This is a genomic window from Streptomyces sp. E-08, assembly GCF_049913095.1.
Classification (GTDB): Bacteria; Actinomycetota; Actinomycetes; order Streptomycetales; family Streptomycetaceae; genus Streptomyces.
This window is the reverse complement of sequence record NZ_CP183971.1, coordinates 2357225-2372267: the sequence shown is the minus strand read 5'-3', so window position 1 is coordinate 2372267 and position 15043 is coordinate 2357225. Positions and strand designations below refer to the sequence as shown.

At 71.1% G+C, this 15043-nt stretch carries 11 protein-coding genes; 5 read left to right on the top strand and 6 right to left on the bottom strand.

The annotated features are described in order from the left end of the window. Positions 1-21 precede the first annotated feature (21 nt). Positions 22-1608 carry a Na+/H+ antiporter gene (locus ACN9MM_RS10835; RefSeq protein WP_426363419.1) on the top strand — a complete coding sequence of 529 codons (1587 nt, stop codon included), beginning with the start codon at positions 22-24 and terminating at the stop codon, positions 1606-1608. Between the two features lie 38 nt (positions 1609-1646). Continuing rightward, positions 1647-2216, top strand: a complete 570-nt coding sequence (locus tag ACN9MM_RS10830) for a dienelactone hydrolase family protein (RefSeq protein WP_426363418.1) — start codon at positions 1647-1649, stop codon at positions 2214-2216. Positions 2217-2288: 72 nt separating this feature from the next. Here ACN9MM_RS10830 and ACN9MM_RS10825 read toward each other — a convergent pair whose 3' ends face one another. The 5 genes from ACN9MM_RS10825 to ACN9MM_RS10805 all read right to left on the bottom strand — a co-directional run bounded on the left by ACN9MM_RS10825 (position 2289) and on the right by ACN9MM_RS10805 (position 8451). Next, positions 2289-3251, bottom strand: coding sequence for a zinc metalloprotease (locus tag ACN9MM_RS10825; protein WP_426363417.1), 963 nt, complete (start codon positions 3249-3251; stop codon positions 2289-2291). Between the two features lie 326 nt (positions 3252-3577). Next, positions 3578-5227: an alkaline phosphatase D family protein gene (locus ACN9MM_RS10820; RefSeq protein ID WP_426363415.1), complete on the bottom strand. Its 1650-nt coding sequence runs from the start codon at positions 5225-5227 to the stop codon at positions 3578-3580. A 249-nt stretch (positions 5228-5476) separates the two neighbouring features. After that, a complete protein-coding gene (locus ACN9MM_RS10815; protein ID WP_426363414.1) occupies positions 5477-6292 on the bottom strand; it encodes a thioredoxin domain-containing protein in 816 nt (271 codons plus the stop codon). Between the two features lie 52 nt (positions 6293-6344). Further along, positions 6345-7031: a hypothetical protein gene (locus ACN9MM_RS10810; protein ID WP_426363413.1), complete on the bottom strand. Its 687-nt coding sequence runs from the start codon at positions 7029-7031 to the stop codon at positions 6345-6347. 70 nt (positions 7032-7101) lie between these two features. Further along, positions 7102-8451, bottom strand: a complete 1350-nt coding sequence (locus tag ACN9MM_RS10805; protein ID WP_426363412.1) for a DUF2252 domain-containing protein — start codon at positions 8449-8451, stop codon at positions 7102-7104. Positions 8452-8608: 157 nt separating this feature from the next. Here ACN9MM_RS10805 and dnaE point away from each other — a divergent pair, with 157 nt between their 5' ends. Then, positions 8609-12148: a DNA polymerase III subunit alpha gene (dnaE, locus tag ACN9MM_RS10800; RefSeq protein WP_426363411.1), complete on the top strand. Its 3540-nt coding sequence runs from the start codon at positions 8609-8611 to the stop codon at positions 12146-12148. Positions 12149-12236: 88 nt separating this feature from the next. On the opposite strand, the gene ACN9MM_RS10795 is transcribed toward dnaE, so the two are convergent. After that, on the bottom strand, positions 12237-12410 hold the full coding sequence (locus ACN9MM_RS10795) for a hypothetical protein (RefSeq protein WP_189802284.1): 174 nt from the start codon (positions 12408-12410) through the stop codon (positions 12237-12239). A gap of 225 nt (positions 12411-12635) precedes the next feature. Here ACN9MM_RS10795 and ACN9MM_RS10790 point away from each other — a divergent pair, with 225 nt between their 5' ends. Next, positions 12636-14012: an NYN domain-containing protein gene (locus ACN9MM_RS10790; protein ID WP_426363410.1), complete on the top strand. Its 1377-nt coding sequence runs from the start codon at positions 12636-12638 to the stop codon at positions 14010-14012. Between the two features lie 20 nt (positions 14013-14032). Beyond that, positions 14033-15004 carry an ABC transporter ATP-binding protein gene (locus ACN9MM_RS10785; protein WP_426368714.1) on the top strand — a complete coding sequence of 324 codons (972 nt, stop codon included), beginning with the start codon at positions 14033-14035 and terminating at the stop codon, positions 15002-15004. Positions 15005-15043: the final 39 nt, after the last annotated feature.

Here is a 15043-nt window from a genome sequence, read left to right as displayed (position 1 = left end):
CGTACGTGACAGGGTGGGGCCGTGGATCAATTGGCCCTGCTCTTCCTGCTGCTCCTCGGCGCCCTGCTCACCGTGCCGCTCGGCGACCGGCTGGGACTGCCCGCGCCCGTCCTGATGACCCTCATCGGGATCGCGCTGGCCTTCCTGCCCTTCGTACCGAACGTCGACATCCCGCCGGAGTTCATCCTCCCGCTGGTGCTTCCGCCGCTGCTGTACGCCTCCGTGCAGCGCACCTCCTGGCGGCAGTTCGCGGCCAACCGGCGGCCCATCTTCCTGCTCGCGGTGGCCCTGGTCTTCGTCACCACCGCCGCCGTCGGCGCGGTCGCGCACTCGCTCGTGCCGGGTCTCCCGCTGGCCGCCGCGCTGGCCCTCGGCGCCCTCGTCGCGCCGCCGGACCCGGTCGCCGCGACCGCCGTGGCCGGCTCGCTCGGGCTGCCCCGCAGGCTGGTGTCGATCCTGGAGGGCGAGGGCCTCTTCAACGACGTCACCGCGATCGTGCTCTACCACGTGGCGATCGCCGCCGTCGTCAGCGGCTCCTTCTCCTGGCCCGACGCGCTCGGCGAGTTCGTGCTGTCCGCCGTGGTCGCCGTGATCGTCGGCCTGGCGCTCGGCTGGCTCTGCAACAAGCTCATCGGCCTCCTCGGCGACGTCACCCTGCAGACCGGCCTCACCCTGCTCGTCCCCTTCGTGAGCTACGTCCTCGCCGAGGAGCTGCACGGCTCCGGCGTCCTCGCGGTCCTGGTCACCGCGCTCTTCCTGGCCGAGCACGCGGCCGACGCCGACGACGTCATGGGCCGGCTCGCCGGACAGACCTTCTGGCAGATCGTCGACACCCTCGTCACCGGCATCGCCTTCGGCCTCATCGGCCTGGAGCTCATCCACGTCTTCGGCGTCGCCGAGGGGCGCGGCTGGCGGATGCTCGGCTGGGGCGTCGCCGTGGTCGGCGTGGTCGTCGGCGTCCGGCTCCTGTGGCTGCTCCCCGCCACCTGGCTGGCGAAGAGACTGCACACGTTCCGGGACGTCGACGAGGAGATCCCGATGAGCTGGCGGGAGACGGTCGTCATGTGGTGGGCGGGGATGCGCGGGGTGGCCTCGGTCGCGCTGGCGCTCGCCATCCCGCTCCGCACCGACGACGGCGCGCCCTTCCCCGGCCGCGACGAGATCGTCTTCATCGCCTTCTGCGTGATCATCGCCACCCTCGTCGTCCAGGGCCTCACCCTGCCCTGGCTGGTCAAGCGGCTCGGGGTGCGGGCCGACGCGGACGCCGAGCGCGCCCTGGAGCGGGACCTCGCGATCCGGGCCGCGAAGGCGGCCAAGCGCAGGCTGAAGGAGATCGAGGAGGTGGAGGAGCTGCCCGAGGAGGTCCAGGAGCGGCTGCTGCGCGGGGCGTACGACATCGGGGCGCGGATCAGCCCCGACATGGTGGACGACGAGCGGCGGGCCGCCTTCGTGGAGCGGACGAAGCGGTTCAAGGCGGTGCAGCGGATCCAGCGGGAGCTGATGTCGGCCGCCCGGCACGAGGTCCTCGCGGCGCGCAGCGAACCGGGCGCCGATCCCGAGGTGGTGGACCGGGTGCTGCGCCAGCTGGACGTGCGCAGCATGCGCTGACGGCCGGGCTCCCGGTGGCGGGTGGCAGGATGGGACGCATGGACATCATGCTCTTCCACTCGGCCTACGGGCTGACCCCTTCCGTCGAGGCGGCCGCCGATCGGCTCCGGGCCGCCGGGCACCAGGTCTGGACGCCGGACCTCTACGACGGCCGGACGGTCGGGACGGTCGAGGAGGGCGTGGTGCTGCGGGACGAGATCGGCAAGGACGAGCTGCTGAAGCGGGCGGTCCTGGCCGCCGCGCCCTACTCCGAGCGGGGCCTGGTCTACATGGGCCTCTCCCTCGGGGCCTCGATCGCGCAGACCCTGGCGCTCGGGGACGAGAAGGCGCGCGGCCTGCTGCTGCTCCACGGCACCTCGGACATCGCGGAGTCCGCCTCGGTGGACGAGCTGCCGGTCCAGCTGCACGTGGCCGAGCCCGACCCGTTCGAGACGGACGACTGGCTGTCCTCCTGGTACCTCCAGATGCGCAAGGCCGGGGCGGACGTGGAGATCTACCGCTACCGGGGCGCGGGGCACGTGTACACGGACCCGGAGCTGCCCGACTGGGACGAGGAGGCGGCCGAGCGGACCTGGGCGGTGGCGATGTCCTTCCTGGACAGCCTGTAGGACGGTACGGAGAAGGGGCGTGGCCCCCGGGGAGCTCCCCGGGGGCCACGCCTCTCCGCTTCGGGCACTCCGTCAGGCGCGGTACGCCGTCCAGGAGTCGTTCATGCGGGTCACCTGGCCCGAGGTGAACTGGTACATGCAGGAGTCGTACGTGTAGTCCATGAAGTTGTGGATCGGGTCCACGCCGGCCTTGGAGGTGCAGGAGTCACGGCCGGTCGGGCACTCGAACGCGGCGCTCTTCTCGGCCGGGGTGTCGGAGACGTAGTCGCCGTTGCCCGTGCAGCCGCCCTGGAAGGTGTGGTAGAGGCCCATCCAGTGGCCGACCTCGTGGGTGGCGGTGTCGCCCTCGTTGTAGTTGGCCGCGGAGCCGCCGGGCAGCGAGGCGTCGAGGATGACGACGCCGTCCATCTTCGGGCTGGCCTTGTACGAGGACGGGAAGGTCGCCCAGCCGAGCAGGCCGCCGCCGAGGTTGGCGGTGTAGACGTTCAGCGCGTTGGCGCCGCCCTTGCGGAGGGTGTTCTTCATGTCCTTCTCGGCCTGGGTGCCGTCGGACAGGTTGTACCAGGTGGCGTTGTCCGTGTAGTCGGTCCCGGCCAGGGTGAACTGGAAGTTGGTGTTCGCGTTGCCGGTGCCCTGGCCGCCGTAGGCCGCGTTCAGGACCGCCATCTGGTTGTTGATGGCGGTGGCGCTGAGCTTGCCCGTCGTGCCGCTGTGGATCACGTGGAAGTAGACGGGGACGGTGGCGCCGGCGGCGGCCGCCGTGGCGCTGAGCCGGCCGGAGGCGCGGGCCGCGGAGACCTTCTTCTTCAGGTCGTCGTCCATGGCCTTGGCCTTGGCGGCGGAGACCTCGTTGGGCTCGGCGGCGTGGTCCGCGGCGCCGCGCGCCTTGCGGGCGCCGGAGAGCGCCGTCGTGCCGTCCGCGCACTCCTCGGCGGAGGCCAGGGTGGCTCCGGCGGGGGCGGCCACGGGGGCGGACAGGGGGGCGATGGCCAGGGTTCCGGCCAGAACGGCGGTGCCCATCAGACGACGTGTCATACGCGGCGATATGCGGACAAGAGCACGCACGGTGACTCCTTGCGGGGGGTTGTGAAGAGGGACTTCCTCGCCACCGCCCGGAGATTACGCGTCCATGTCACAGGTCGTTGAGGATTGATCAAGCCCAATCATTCGTGGGGCAATTCGGGGCATCGGGAAGAAAAACTTGCGCCGCTTCCAGGGTTTGAGACACGGACGTAACGAGCCATGTGACGGAGGCGGGTGGTGTGTCCGGATTCGATCGCCGGAACCCACCACCCGCCGTAGCGATGTGATCTCCCGTTAACAAAGGGGATCATGGCTGAAAATCGCCGTCAGGAGGGCGATCACAGCACCGGCTGGTACACCCGCTCGACACGCTGCGTTCCGCTCAGCGTCCGGTACGAGCGCGCCCAGGCCGTCGTCGCGGCCGGGTCCGCCTTGTCGGAGACCGTGTAGTAGTCCATCTGCGAGCGCGCGGCGGTCACGTCCAGCACGCCGTAGCCGTGGTGGTCCATGTCCACCCACTTCACATGCCGGTTGGCCGCCTTCACGGCGCCCGCGGCCACCACCGAGAGCGTGCCCGGCGCCACGTGGAGCAGGTCGTCCAGGTTGTCCGAGGTCACCGAGGTGACCACGAACTCGGTCGCCGCCGAGGCCGAGAGCGGGTACGTCGCGGCCTTCACCGGCACGTCGTTGGCCCAGGCCATGTGGATGTCACCGGTCAGGAAGACCGTGTTCCGGATCGACCGCGCGGTCAGGTGCGCGAGCAGCTCCTTGCGGTCGTCCGTGTAGCCGTCCCACTGGTCGACGTTGACCGCGATCCCCTCCTTCGGCAGGCCGAGCAGCCCGGCCAGCGGCTCCAGGAGGTGGGCGGGCAGGGCGCCGAAGGCGACCGGCGAGATCATCACCGAGGTGCCGACCAGCTGCCAGGCCGCGTCCGAGCCGGCGAGCCCGGCCTTCAGCCAGTCCAGCTGCGCGCGGCCGGTGATGCTCCTCTCCGGGTCGTCGACCGTGCCGCTGCCCGTCTTCGCCGGCGCGGACCGGAACGACCGCAGGTCGAGCAGGTGCAGATCGGCCAGCCTGCCGAAGCGCAGGCGCCGGAAGACCGTGCCCTCCGTGGAGGCCCGGACCGGCATCCACTCGAAGTACGCCTGCTTGGCGGCGGCGACCCGGGCCGCCCAGTCGCCCTCGGCGCCCGGGGTGTGGTTCTCGGCGCCGCCCGACCAGGCGTCGTTGGCGAACTCGTGGTCGTCCCAGATCGCGATCACCGGGTGCGCCGCGTGCAGGGCCTGGAGGTCCGCGTCCGTCTTGTACTTCCCGTGCCGGGTGCGGTAGTCGGCGAGCGAGACGATCTCGTGGCGCGGCTCGTGCTGCCGGACGACGTACTTCGCCTCGGGGTAGGCGCCGGTGGCGTACTCGTACAGGTAGTCGCCGAGGTGCAGGACGGCGTCCAGGTCGGCGCGGGCCGCGAGATGGCGGTACGCGGAGAAGTGCCCGGACTCCCAGTTCGCGCAGGAGACCACGCCGAACCGGACACCGGGGGCGGCGGCGTCGGCCGCCGGCGCGGTGCGGGTGCGGGCGGTGGGGGAGACGGAGTCGCCCGCGGTGAAGCGGAACCAGTAGGCGGTGGCCGGGCGCAGGCCCCGGACGTCGGCCTTCACGGTGTGGTCGGAGACGGCGCTCGCCGTGGTGGTGCCGGAGGCGACGACCCGGGCGAAGGAGCGGTCCTCGGCGAGCTCCCAGCCGACCGGGACGTCGGGGCCGAGCCCGGATCCGGGCACGGCCTCGGGGGTGGGGGTGACGCGCGTCCAGAGCAGGACGCCGTCGGGCAGCGGGTCGCCGGAGGCGACGCCGTGGAGGAAGGCGGGTGCCCCGGTGTCCGCGAGCGCCGGGTACGCCGCGCCCAGGAGCGCGGGCGCGACGACGGCGGTGGCGGCGGCGGCCTTGACGACCGAACGACGGGTGGGGGCAGGGGATATGAAACGACTGGTCACGGGCAGTCAGATTACTGACGAGTACGCCCGAGGGGCAGGCGAATTCAGGAAGTTCGCCGACTCGTCGCCCCACGGACGCCCGAGCCGGGTGACACGCCGGCCCCGGACGCGTCCGAGCGGGGGTGCGCGCCGGCCCCGGACCCGTCCGAGCAGGAGGTACACCTCGGCCCCGGACCCGTCCGAGCAGGAGGTACACCTCGGCCCCGGACCTGTCCGGTCCGGGGCCGAGAGGAGGGGGGAGGGAGGGCGTCAGGCCTTCAGGGCCGCGGCGATCGCCGTGTCGAACTCGGCCACGGTCATCGGCGGGTTCTTCGTGCCCGCGACCGTGACCGCCTTGCCGTCCATCTTCAGCGTCGGGGTGCCCGTCACCCCGCTCGCGTCGAAGGCGCTCGACATCTTCATCGCCCACGCGTCGAAGGTGCCGTCCTCGACGTCCTTCTTGAACTCGGCGTTCCCCTTGAGGGCCGGGACAGAGTCCGCGACCTCGAGGAGGTAGGAGTCCTTCGCGAACTTGTCGTCCTTCTCCTCCGGGTGGAACTTCGTGGAGTAGAGGGCGGCCTTGTACTTCAGGAAGGCCTCCGGGCTCACGTCCAGCGCGGCGCCGAGGGCCGACAGGGCGTTCTTCGAGCCCTCGCCCGGGATGCCGTTGTCGATGAAGGTGGCACCGACGTACCGGATCTTGTACTTGCCGGCCTCGACGTCCTTCTCGACCGTCGAGCCCACGGTCTGCTCGAAGGTCGCGCAGACCGGGCAGCGCGAGTCCTCGTACAGCTCCAGCGTCTTCTTCGCGGAGTCCTTGCCGATGACGACGGTCGTGCCGTTCGTGCCCGTGGTGTTCTTCGGGGCCGTCACCGACTTCGCGTCGGCGGCCGCCTCCCAGCGGGAGGGCTTGTTCGACTGGACGACGGCGTAGCCGATGCCGCCGGCGGCGGCCAGGACGGCCACGGCCGAGACGCCGACGATCACCTGCCGGCGAACCCGGTCCTTCTTCGCCTGACGCTCGCGCTCCTCGCGCAGCCGCTCGCGGGCGGCGGCCTTGTTGGCGTGGCTGTTGCGTGCACTCATGATCGTGATCTCCGTGAAAGTGGGGAAAGGCAGGGGGACGCGCGGGACCCGCTCAGACGAGAGCGAGCACCTGACGCGGCGGCCCCCGCCGCCCGACGGAGTGCACGAGGAGCCGGGCACGGGAGGACCGGGGCCGCCCGGCCGGACGCCCGGCCCGCAGCGGCGCCGGACCCACGGCCCGGAAGAAGGCCACCACGAGGAGCAGCGGCCGGAACGCGAAGGCCTCCACCGCGCGCAGCAGCCGGGCCAGGGCCCGCTCCCCGCCGCGCAGCCAGCACGCCGCCGAGAGTCCCACGCCCACATGGGCCAGGAGCAGCAGCCACGGCAGCGCCGGGTCGGGGGAGTCGAGCAGCGCGGCCGCGTCCCCGCTCTGCGGGGTCGCCACACCGGGCAGCGGCGTGCCCACGGCGCCGCCGCAGAACACCTCCACCCCCACCGCACGCAGCGAACCGGCGACCGGGCCGCCCGCGGGGCCGTAACAGACCGCCTGACCACTGGTGAACAGGGTGTCGGCGGCCAGCTCCAGCGGGACGAGGAGCCCGGCGATCGGGCCGAGACCGCGCTCGCGGCCAGCCAGCGCGTACGCCACGGCGAAGACGCCGGCCGCGACCGGGACGACCGTCCCCAGCGGCAGCGGCACGCGGGAGAGCAGCACGTGGGACGCCACGGACAGCGTCACGACCAGTGCCGTGAAGAACGCCGCCCGCAGCGCCCTCAGCTGCGTCCCTGCCATGTCCATCGTCGTGGAGTGTCCCATGCCGGCCCGTAAGACGTCCTTAAAGGAAGTCTGTGGAGGGCCGCACCGGCCCCTACAGTCCCGGGATCCGGCCGTTGCGGAAGAGGTCCACGAAGATCTGGTGGTCCGCCCGCGCCCGCGCCCCGTACGTGTGGGCGAAGTCGACCAGGAGCCCGGCGAAGCCCTCCTCGTCGGCGGCGATGGCCGCGTCGATGGCCCGCTCCGTCGAGAACGGCACCAGGGAGTGGCCGCTCTCGTCGTCCGCCGCCGCGTGCATCGTGGCCGTCGCCCGGCCCAGGTCGGCGACGGTGGCCGCGATCTCGTCGAGGTCGTCGATGTCCGACCAGTCCAGGTCCACCGCGTACGGCGACACCTCGGCGACCAGCTGGCCGGCGCCGTCCAGCTCGGTCCAGCCCAGCCACGGGTCGGCGTGCGCCTGGAGCGCCCGCTGCGAGATCACGGTGCGGTGGCCCTCGTGCCGGAAGTAGCCCCGCACCGCCGGGTCCGTGACGTGCCGCGAGACCGCGGGGGTCTGCGCCTGCTTCAGGTAGATCACGACGTCGTTCTCCAGGGCGTCGCTGTTGCCCTCCAGGAGGATGTTGTACGAGGGGAGGCCGGCGGAGCCGATGCCGATCCCGCGCCGGCCGACGACGTCCTTCACCCGGTACGAGTCGGGGCGGGCCAGGGAGGACTCCGGCAGGGTCTCCAGGTAGCCGTCGAAGGCCGCCAGGACCTTGTACCGGGTGGCCGCGTCCAGCTCGATCGCGCCGCCGCCCGCCGAGAAGCGCCGCTCGAAGTCGCGGATCTCGGTCATCGAGTCGAGCAGCCCGAAGCGGGTCAGCGCCCGGGCCTCGCGCAGGGCGCCGAGCAGCGCCCCGTCGGCGGTCTCCAGGGTGAAGGCGGGGACCTCGTCGCCCTTGGCGCCGGTCGCGAGCGCGTGGATCCGCTCCCGGTAGGCCGCGGCGTAGACCCGGACCAGGTGGGTGATCTGCTCGTCGCTGAGCGCCTTGGCGTAGCCGATCAGGGCGAGCGAGGCCGCGAGGCGCTTCAGGTCCCAGGTGAAGGGGCCGACGTAGGCCTCGTCGAAGTCGTTGACGTTGAACACGAGCCGGCCGTTGGCGTCCATGTACGTGCCGAAGTTCTCGGCGTGGAGATCGCCGTGGATCCAGACCCGGCCGGTCTGCTCGTCCAGGTACGGGCCGGCATCTATGCTCCCGCCCACCCGCCCGGCGGTGTCGCGCTCCAGGTCCGAGTAGAACAGGCACGCCGTGCCCCGGTAGAAGGCGAAGGCGGATCCGGCCATCTTCCGGAACTTGACGCGGAAGGCCGCCGGGTCGGCGGCGAGGAGCTCGCCGAAGGCGGTGTCGAAGACGGCGAGGATGTGCTCACCGCGCTCGGCTGCGGTGGGCTGCGGGACCGACATCGAGGGTGCCTCCTGGTGCAATGCTGCTCATGACAAATGGGACAGGTGTTCCCGGTCCTCCAACGCGCGACCGTACCCCCGAGTGCCCGCGTGTTGTCAGTCGGCCGACGTAGACTTCCACGCTGTCCCCCCAGAAATTCAGTCGGAGGCCTCCCCCGTGACCAAGCCGCCCTTCACGCACCTCCACGTCCACACCCAGTACTCGCTGCTGGACGGTGCCGCGCGGCTGAAGGACATGTTCAACGCGTGCAACGAGATGGGCATGACCCACATCGCCATGTCCGACCACGGCAACCTGCACGGGGCGTACGACTTCTTCCACTCGGCGAAGAAGGCGGGGGTCACGCCGATCATCGGCATCGAGGCGTACGTCGCCCCCGAGTCGCGGCGGAACAAGCGGAAGATCCAGTGGGGACAGCCGCACCAGAAGCGGGACGACGTCTCCGGTTCCGGCGGTTACACCCACAAGACGATCTGGGCGGCCAACGCCACCGGACTCCACAACCTCTTCCGGCTCTCCTCCGACGCGTACGCCGAGGGCTGGCTGCAGAAGTGGCCCCGGATGGACAAGGAGACCATCTCCCAGTGGTCGGAGGGGCTCATCGCCTCCACCGGCTGCCCCTCCGGCGAGCTGCAGACCCGGCTCCGGCTCGGCCAGTTCGACGAGGCCCTCAAGTCGGCCTCCGAGTACCAGGACATCTTCGGCAAGGAGCGGTACTTCCTGGAGCTGATGGACCACGGCATCGAGATCGAGCGCCGGGTCCGCGACGGGCTCCTGGAGATCGGCAAGAAGCTCGGCATCCCGCCGCTGGTCACCAACGACTCGCACTACACGTACGCGCACGAGGCCGGCGCGCACGACGCCCTGCTCTGCATCCAGACCGGCAAGAACCTCTCCGACCCGGACCGCTTCCGCTTCGACGGCACCGGGTACTACCTGAAGTCCACGGACGAGATGTACGCCGTCGACTCCTCGGACGCCTGGCAGGAGGGCTGCCGCAACACCCTCCTGGTCGCCGAGCAGGTCACCACCGACGGCATGTTCGTCGAGAAGAACCTCATGCCGAAGTTCGACATCCCGGAGGGGTTCACCGAGGTCACCTGGTTCCGCGAGGAGACCATGCGGGGCATGCACCGCCGCTTCCCCGGCGGCATCCCCGACGACCGCATGAAGCAGGTCGAGTACGAGATGGACACGATCATCTCGATGGGTTTCCCCGGCTACTTCCTCGTCGTCGCCGACTTCATCATGTGGGCGAAGAAGCAGGGCATCGCCGTGGGCCCCGGCCGAGGCTCCGCGGCCGGCTCGATCGTCGCGTACGCCATGGGCATCACCGACCTCGACCCGATCCCGCACGGACTGATCTTCGAGCGCTTCCTCAACCCCGAGCGCATCTCGATGCCCGATGTCGACATCGACTTCGACGAGCGCAGGCGCGTCGAGGTGATCCGGTACGTGACGGAGAAGTACGGCTCCGACAAGGTCGCCATGATCGGCACCTACGGCAAGATCAAGGCGAAGAACGCCATCAAGGACTCCGCGCGCGTCCTCGGCTACCCGTACGCCATGGGCGACCGCCTCACCAAGGCCATGCCCGCCGACGTCCTCGGCAAGGGCATCGACCTCAACGGCATCACCGACCCCTCGCACCCGCGCTACAGCGAGGCCGGCGAGATCCGCGCGATGTACGAGAACGAGCCGGACGTCAAGAAGGTCATCGACACCGCCCGGGGCGTCGAGGGCCTGGTCCGCCAGATGGGCGTGCACGCGGCCGGCGTGATCATGTCCAGCGAGCCGATCGTCGACCACGCGCCGATCTGGGTGCGGCACACCGACGGCGTCACCATCACGCAGTGGGACTACCCGCAGTGCGAGTCGCTCGGCCTGCTCAAGATGGACTTCCTGGGCCTGCGCAACCTCACGATCATGGACGACGCCGTCAAGATGGTGAAGGCCAACAAGGGGATCGACCTCGACCTCCTGGCCCTGCCGCTCGACGACCCGAAGACCTTCGAACTGCTCCAGCGCGGTGACACCCTCGGTGTCTTCCAGTTCGACGGCGGCCCCATGCGCTCGCTGCTGCGGCTGATGAAGCCCGACAACTTCGAAGACATCTCCGCCGTGTCCGCCCTGTACCGGCCGGGCCCGATGGGCATGAACTCGCACACGAACTACGCCCTGCGCAAGAACGCGCAGCAGGAGATCACCCCGATCCACCCCGAGCTGGAGAAGCCGCTCGAAGAGGTGCTCGCGGTCACCTACGGCCTCATCGTGTACCAGGAGCAGGTGCAGAAGGCCGCCCAGATCATCGCCGGCTACTCGCTCGGCGAGGCCGACATCCTCCGCCGCGTCATGGGCAAGAAGAAGCCCGAGGAGCTGGCGAAGAACTTCACCATCTTCCAGGCCGGAGCCAAGAAGAACGGCTACAGCGACGAGGCCATCCAGGCCCTCTGGGACGTCCTGGTCCCCTTCGCCGGCTACGCCTTCAACAAGGCCCACTCGGCCGCCTACGGCCTGGTCTCCTACTGGACCGCCTACCTCAAGGCCAACCACCCCGCCGAGTACATGGCGGGACTCCTCACCTCGGTCAAGGACGACAAGGACAAGTCCGCGGTCTATCTGAACGAGTGCCGCCGCATGGGCATCAAGGTCCTGCCGCCCAACGTGAACGAGTCCGAGTCGAACTTCGCCGCCCAGGGCGACGACGTGATCCTCTTCGGCCTCTCCGCCATCCGGAACGTCGGCACCAACGTCGTCGAGTCGATCATCAAATCGCGCAAGGCCAAGGGGAAGTACTCCTCCTTCCCCGACTTCCTCGACAAGGTCGAGGCCGTCGTCTGCAACAAGCGCACCGTCGAGTCGCTGATCAAGGCCGGCGCCTTCGACGAGATGGGCCACACCCGCAAGGGCCTGGTCGCCCACCACGAACCCATGATCGACAACGTGGTCGCCGTCAAGCGCAAGGAGGCCGAGGGACAGTTCGACCTCTTCGGCGGCATGGGCGACGAGACGAGCGACGAGCCCGGCTTCGGCCTGGACGTCGAGTTCTCCGACGTCGAGTGGGAGAAGTCGTACCTGCTCGCCCAGGAGCGCGAGATGCTCGGCCTCTACGTCTCCGACCACCCGCTCTTCGGCATCGAGCACGTCCTGTCCGACAAGACGGACGCGGCGATCTCCCAGCTGACCGGCGGCGAGCACGGCGACGGCGCGGTCGTCACCATCGGCGGCATCATCTCCGGCCTCCAGCGCAAGATGACCAAGCAGGGCAACGCCTGGGCGATCGCGACCGTCGAGGACCTGGCCGGCTCCATCGAGTGCATGTTCTTCCCGGCCACCTACCAGCTGGTCTCCACCCAGCTCGTCGAGGACACGGTCGTCTTCGTCAAGGGCCGGCTCGACAAGCGCGAGGACATCCCCCGCCTCGTCGCCATGGAGCTGATGGTCCCCGACCTGTCGAACGCCGGGACCAACGCGCCGGTGATCCTCACCATCCCGACGGTGAAGGTGACCCCGCCGATGGTCAGCAGGCTCGGCGAGATCCTCAAGCACCACAAGGGCAACACCGAGGTACGGATCAAGCTCCAGGGCCCCCGGACCACCACCGTGCTCCGGCTCGACCGGCACCGGGTGACGGCCGACCCGGCCCTCTTCGGCGACCTGAAGGTGCTGCTCGGCCCGTCCTGCCTGGCCGGCTGAGTCGACTCCGGTCCCCGCACCGGGGCTCTCGCACACGCGCAAGGGGCGCGCCCGTCGTCACGGGCGCGCCCCTTTGCCGTCGAGAGCGTCAGTTGTGGCCGAAACGCTTCTGGCGACCCTTGCGTGCCATGTCACCCGGTGTGACCTGGCTCGCGCGCTGCTCGGCCTGCGACTCCATCGCGGACTGCTGCGCCTGCTGCTGGCCGCGCTCGGCCTGCGACGGCTGCTTCTGACTGCGGTTCTGGTTGCGGTTCTTGGCCATGGGGATGCCTCCTCAAAGGGACCTAGGGGCCAGGGCCGCTGTCAGACTCACACACCGTATGAACCGCCGCATTTTGGATCATTACGGAGGGTAGTGGCCCAGTGGGCGTGATACTCGCCACGCCGATGATCCAGTTCCGGACGTCAAGCACCTGGCCGTCGGGCAGACTCGAAGGAACCCGAAGCACCCTTTCGAATCCGAGGCTCCCGAAAGAGGGTGGAACACGTGGACCGCTGCGTCGTCCTGGTGGACGCCGGCTACCTGCTGGGCGCCGCCGCCAGTCTCCTCGCCGGGGAACCGGCCCGCTCCCGGATCACCGTCGACCACGCCGGCCTGATCCAGCAGCTGCGGCAGCGCGCCGAGGCCGAGACCGCCCTGCCCCTCCTGCGGATCTACTGGTTCGACGGCGCCCCCGACCGGGTGCCCCAGCCCGAGCACCGCAGACTCCGCGTGATGCCCCGGGTCACCGTCCGGCTCGGCGCCCTGACCAGGAGCGACGGGCGCTGGGCGCAGAAGGGCGTCGACGCGGCCATGCACACCGAGCTGACCGAGCTCGCCCGGAACAGGGCCTGCTCCGACATCGTTCTCGTGACCGGCGACGGCGACCTGCTGCCCGGCCTCATGTCGGCCAAGGAGCACGGCGTCGCCGTCCACCTCTGGGCCGTCCAGGCGGCCGACGGCGACTACAACCAGTCCGAGGACCTCGTCGCCGAGGCCGACGAGCGGCGGGTCCTCGACCGGGCCTGGATCACCCGCGCGGTCCGCGCCAAGGACCTCACCGGCATCTGCTCGCCGCCACCCGCCCCGCGCCCGGAGATCGCCGCCATCCTCTCCGCGCCGCTGCCCGAGGCGGCCCTCGCCGCCTCCGCGGAACGGGCCGCAGAGGCTGCCGCCGCGGCGGCCGCCCGGAACGGGTCACCGGCTCCCACCGACACGAACGGCAACGGCAACGGCGGCCACGGGCACCTGCGCGGCGACGGCGGTCACACGTACCCGCACGGCAACGGCCACGTCGACGGCGACGAGCACGTCAACGGCGGCGTCCCCGCCCCGGCCTCGCCCGGCAAGGGCGTCCCCACCCCCAAGGACCTGGCGGGGCTGCGCGGCCCCGGTGCCACCGGGACACCCGGCGGCGTCCCCGCCCCGGTCCCGCAGGGCGCGAGCGCGCTCCGCTGGTCCTCCGACCGGGGCTGGGTCGAGCGCCCCGCCCCCTCCCTCGGCGAGCCGGCCGAGACCGCGACCCTGCCCACCCTCGCCGCGCTCACCAGCGCGGAGCAGCGCTGGGCCGACCGCGAGGAGGACATCACCACCGTCGGCGGCGACCCCTTCGAGGTCGGACAGGTGTTCGCCCGCCGGTGGATGGAGCGGCTCCCCGAGCAGAGCCACGTCCAGAAGCTCTCCACCCTCTACCCGCGCATCCCGCACCGCATCGACGGCGAACTCCTCCGCTATGCCGCCCGTTTCGGACTTCTCGCCCACAAGGACGACCAGATCGACGAGCACGACCGGTACGCGATCCGGGCCGGGTTCTGGCGGGAGATCGACGTCCGGGCCGCCGCCGAACCCGCCCCCGCGCCCGGAGCGGGCCCGGCGACCCCGTAGGCTCTTCCCCCGTGAGTACGGTGTGCGTGGTGCGGGATCTGGTCAAGACGTACCCCGCCACGCGCGGCAGGCGCGGTGCGCCCGCGACCCCCGAGGTGCGGGCCACCGACGGGATCAGCCTCGACGTGCGCGGCGGCGAGATCTTCGGCCTGCTCGGCCCCAACGGCGCCGGCAAGTCCACCCTCGTCCGCCAGCTCACCGGGCTCATGCGCCCCGACTCCGGCACCGTCGAACTCCTCGGCCACGACCTCGTGCGCCATCCCGAGCGGGCGGCCCGGCTCCTCGCCTACCTCGGCCAGGAGTCCACCGCGCTCGACGAGCTGACCGTCTCCCTGGCCGCCGAGACCACCGGACGGCTCCGCGGACTCACCGCCCACGACGCCCGCGCCGAGCGCGACGCCGTCCTGGAGGAGCTCGGCCTCGGCGAGCTCGCCGGCCGCCCCCTCAAGAAGCTCTCCGGCGGACAGCGGCGGCTCGCCTGCTTCGCCGCCGCGCTCGTCGGCCGCCGGCCCGTCCTCGTCCTCGACGAACCCACCACCGGCATGGACCCCGTCGCCCGGCGCGCCGTCTGGGCCGCCGTCGACCGGCGCCGCGCCGAGCACGGCACCACGGTGCTCCTCGTCACCCACAACGTCATCGAGGCCGAGACCGTCCTCGACCGGGTCGCCGTCATCGACCGCGGCCGGGTCATCGCCTGCGACACCCCCGCCGGACTCAAGGAGCGGGTCGCCGGAGAGGTCCGCGTCGAGCTGGTGTGGCGCGACGCGCCGCCGCTCCAGCTCCCCGAGATCGCCGCCCTGCGCGGGCTCGCCCAGGAGACCGGCCGCCGCTGGCACCTCCGGCTCGCCCCCGACGAGGCCCGCGCGGCCGTCGCGACCGTCACCGGCGGGCCCGCGTTCGCCGCGCTCGACGACTTCACCCTGGCCACGCCCAGCCTGGAGGACGTGTACCTCGCCCTGGGCGGCGCGACCGAGGGACTGGTGAAGGTGTGACCCGACCCGCATCCGGTGGGGGCGTGACCCGACCCGTGC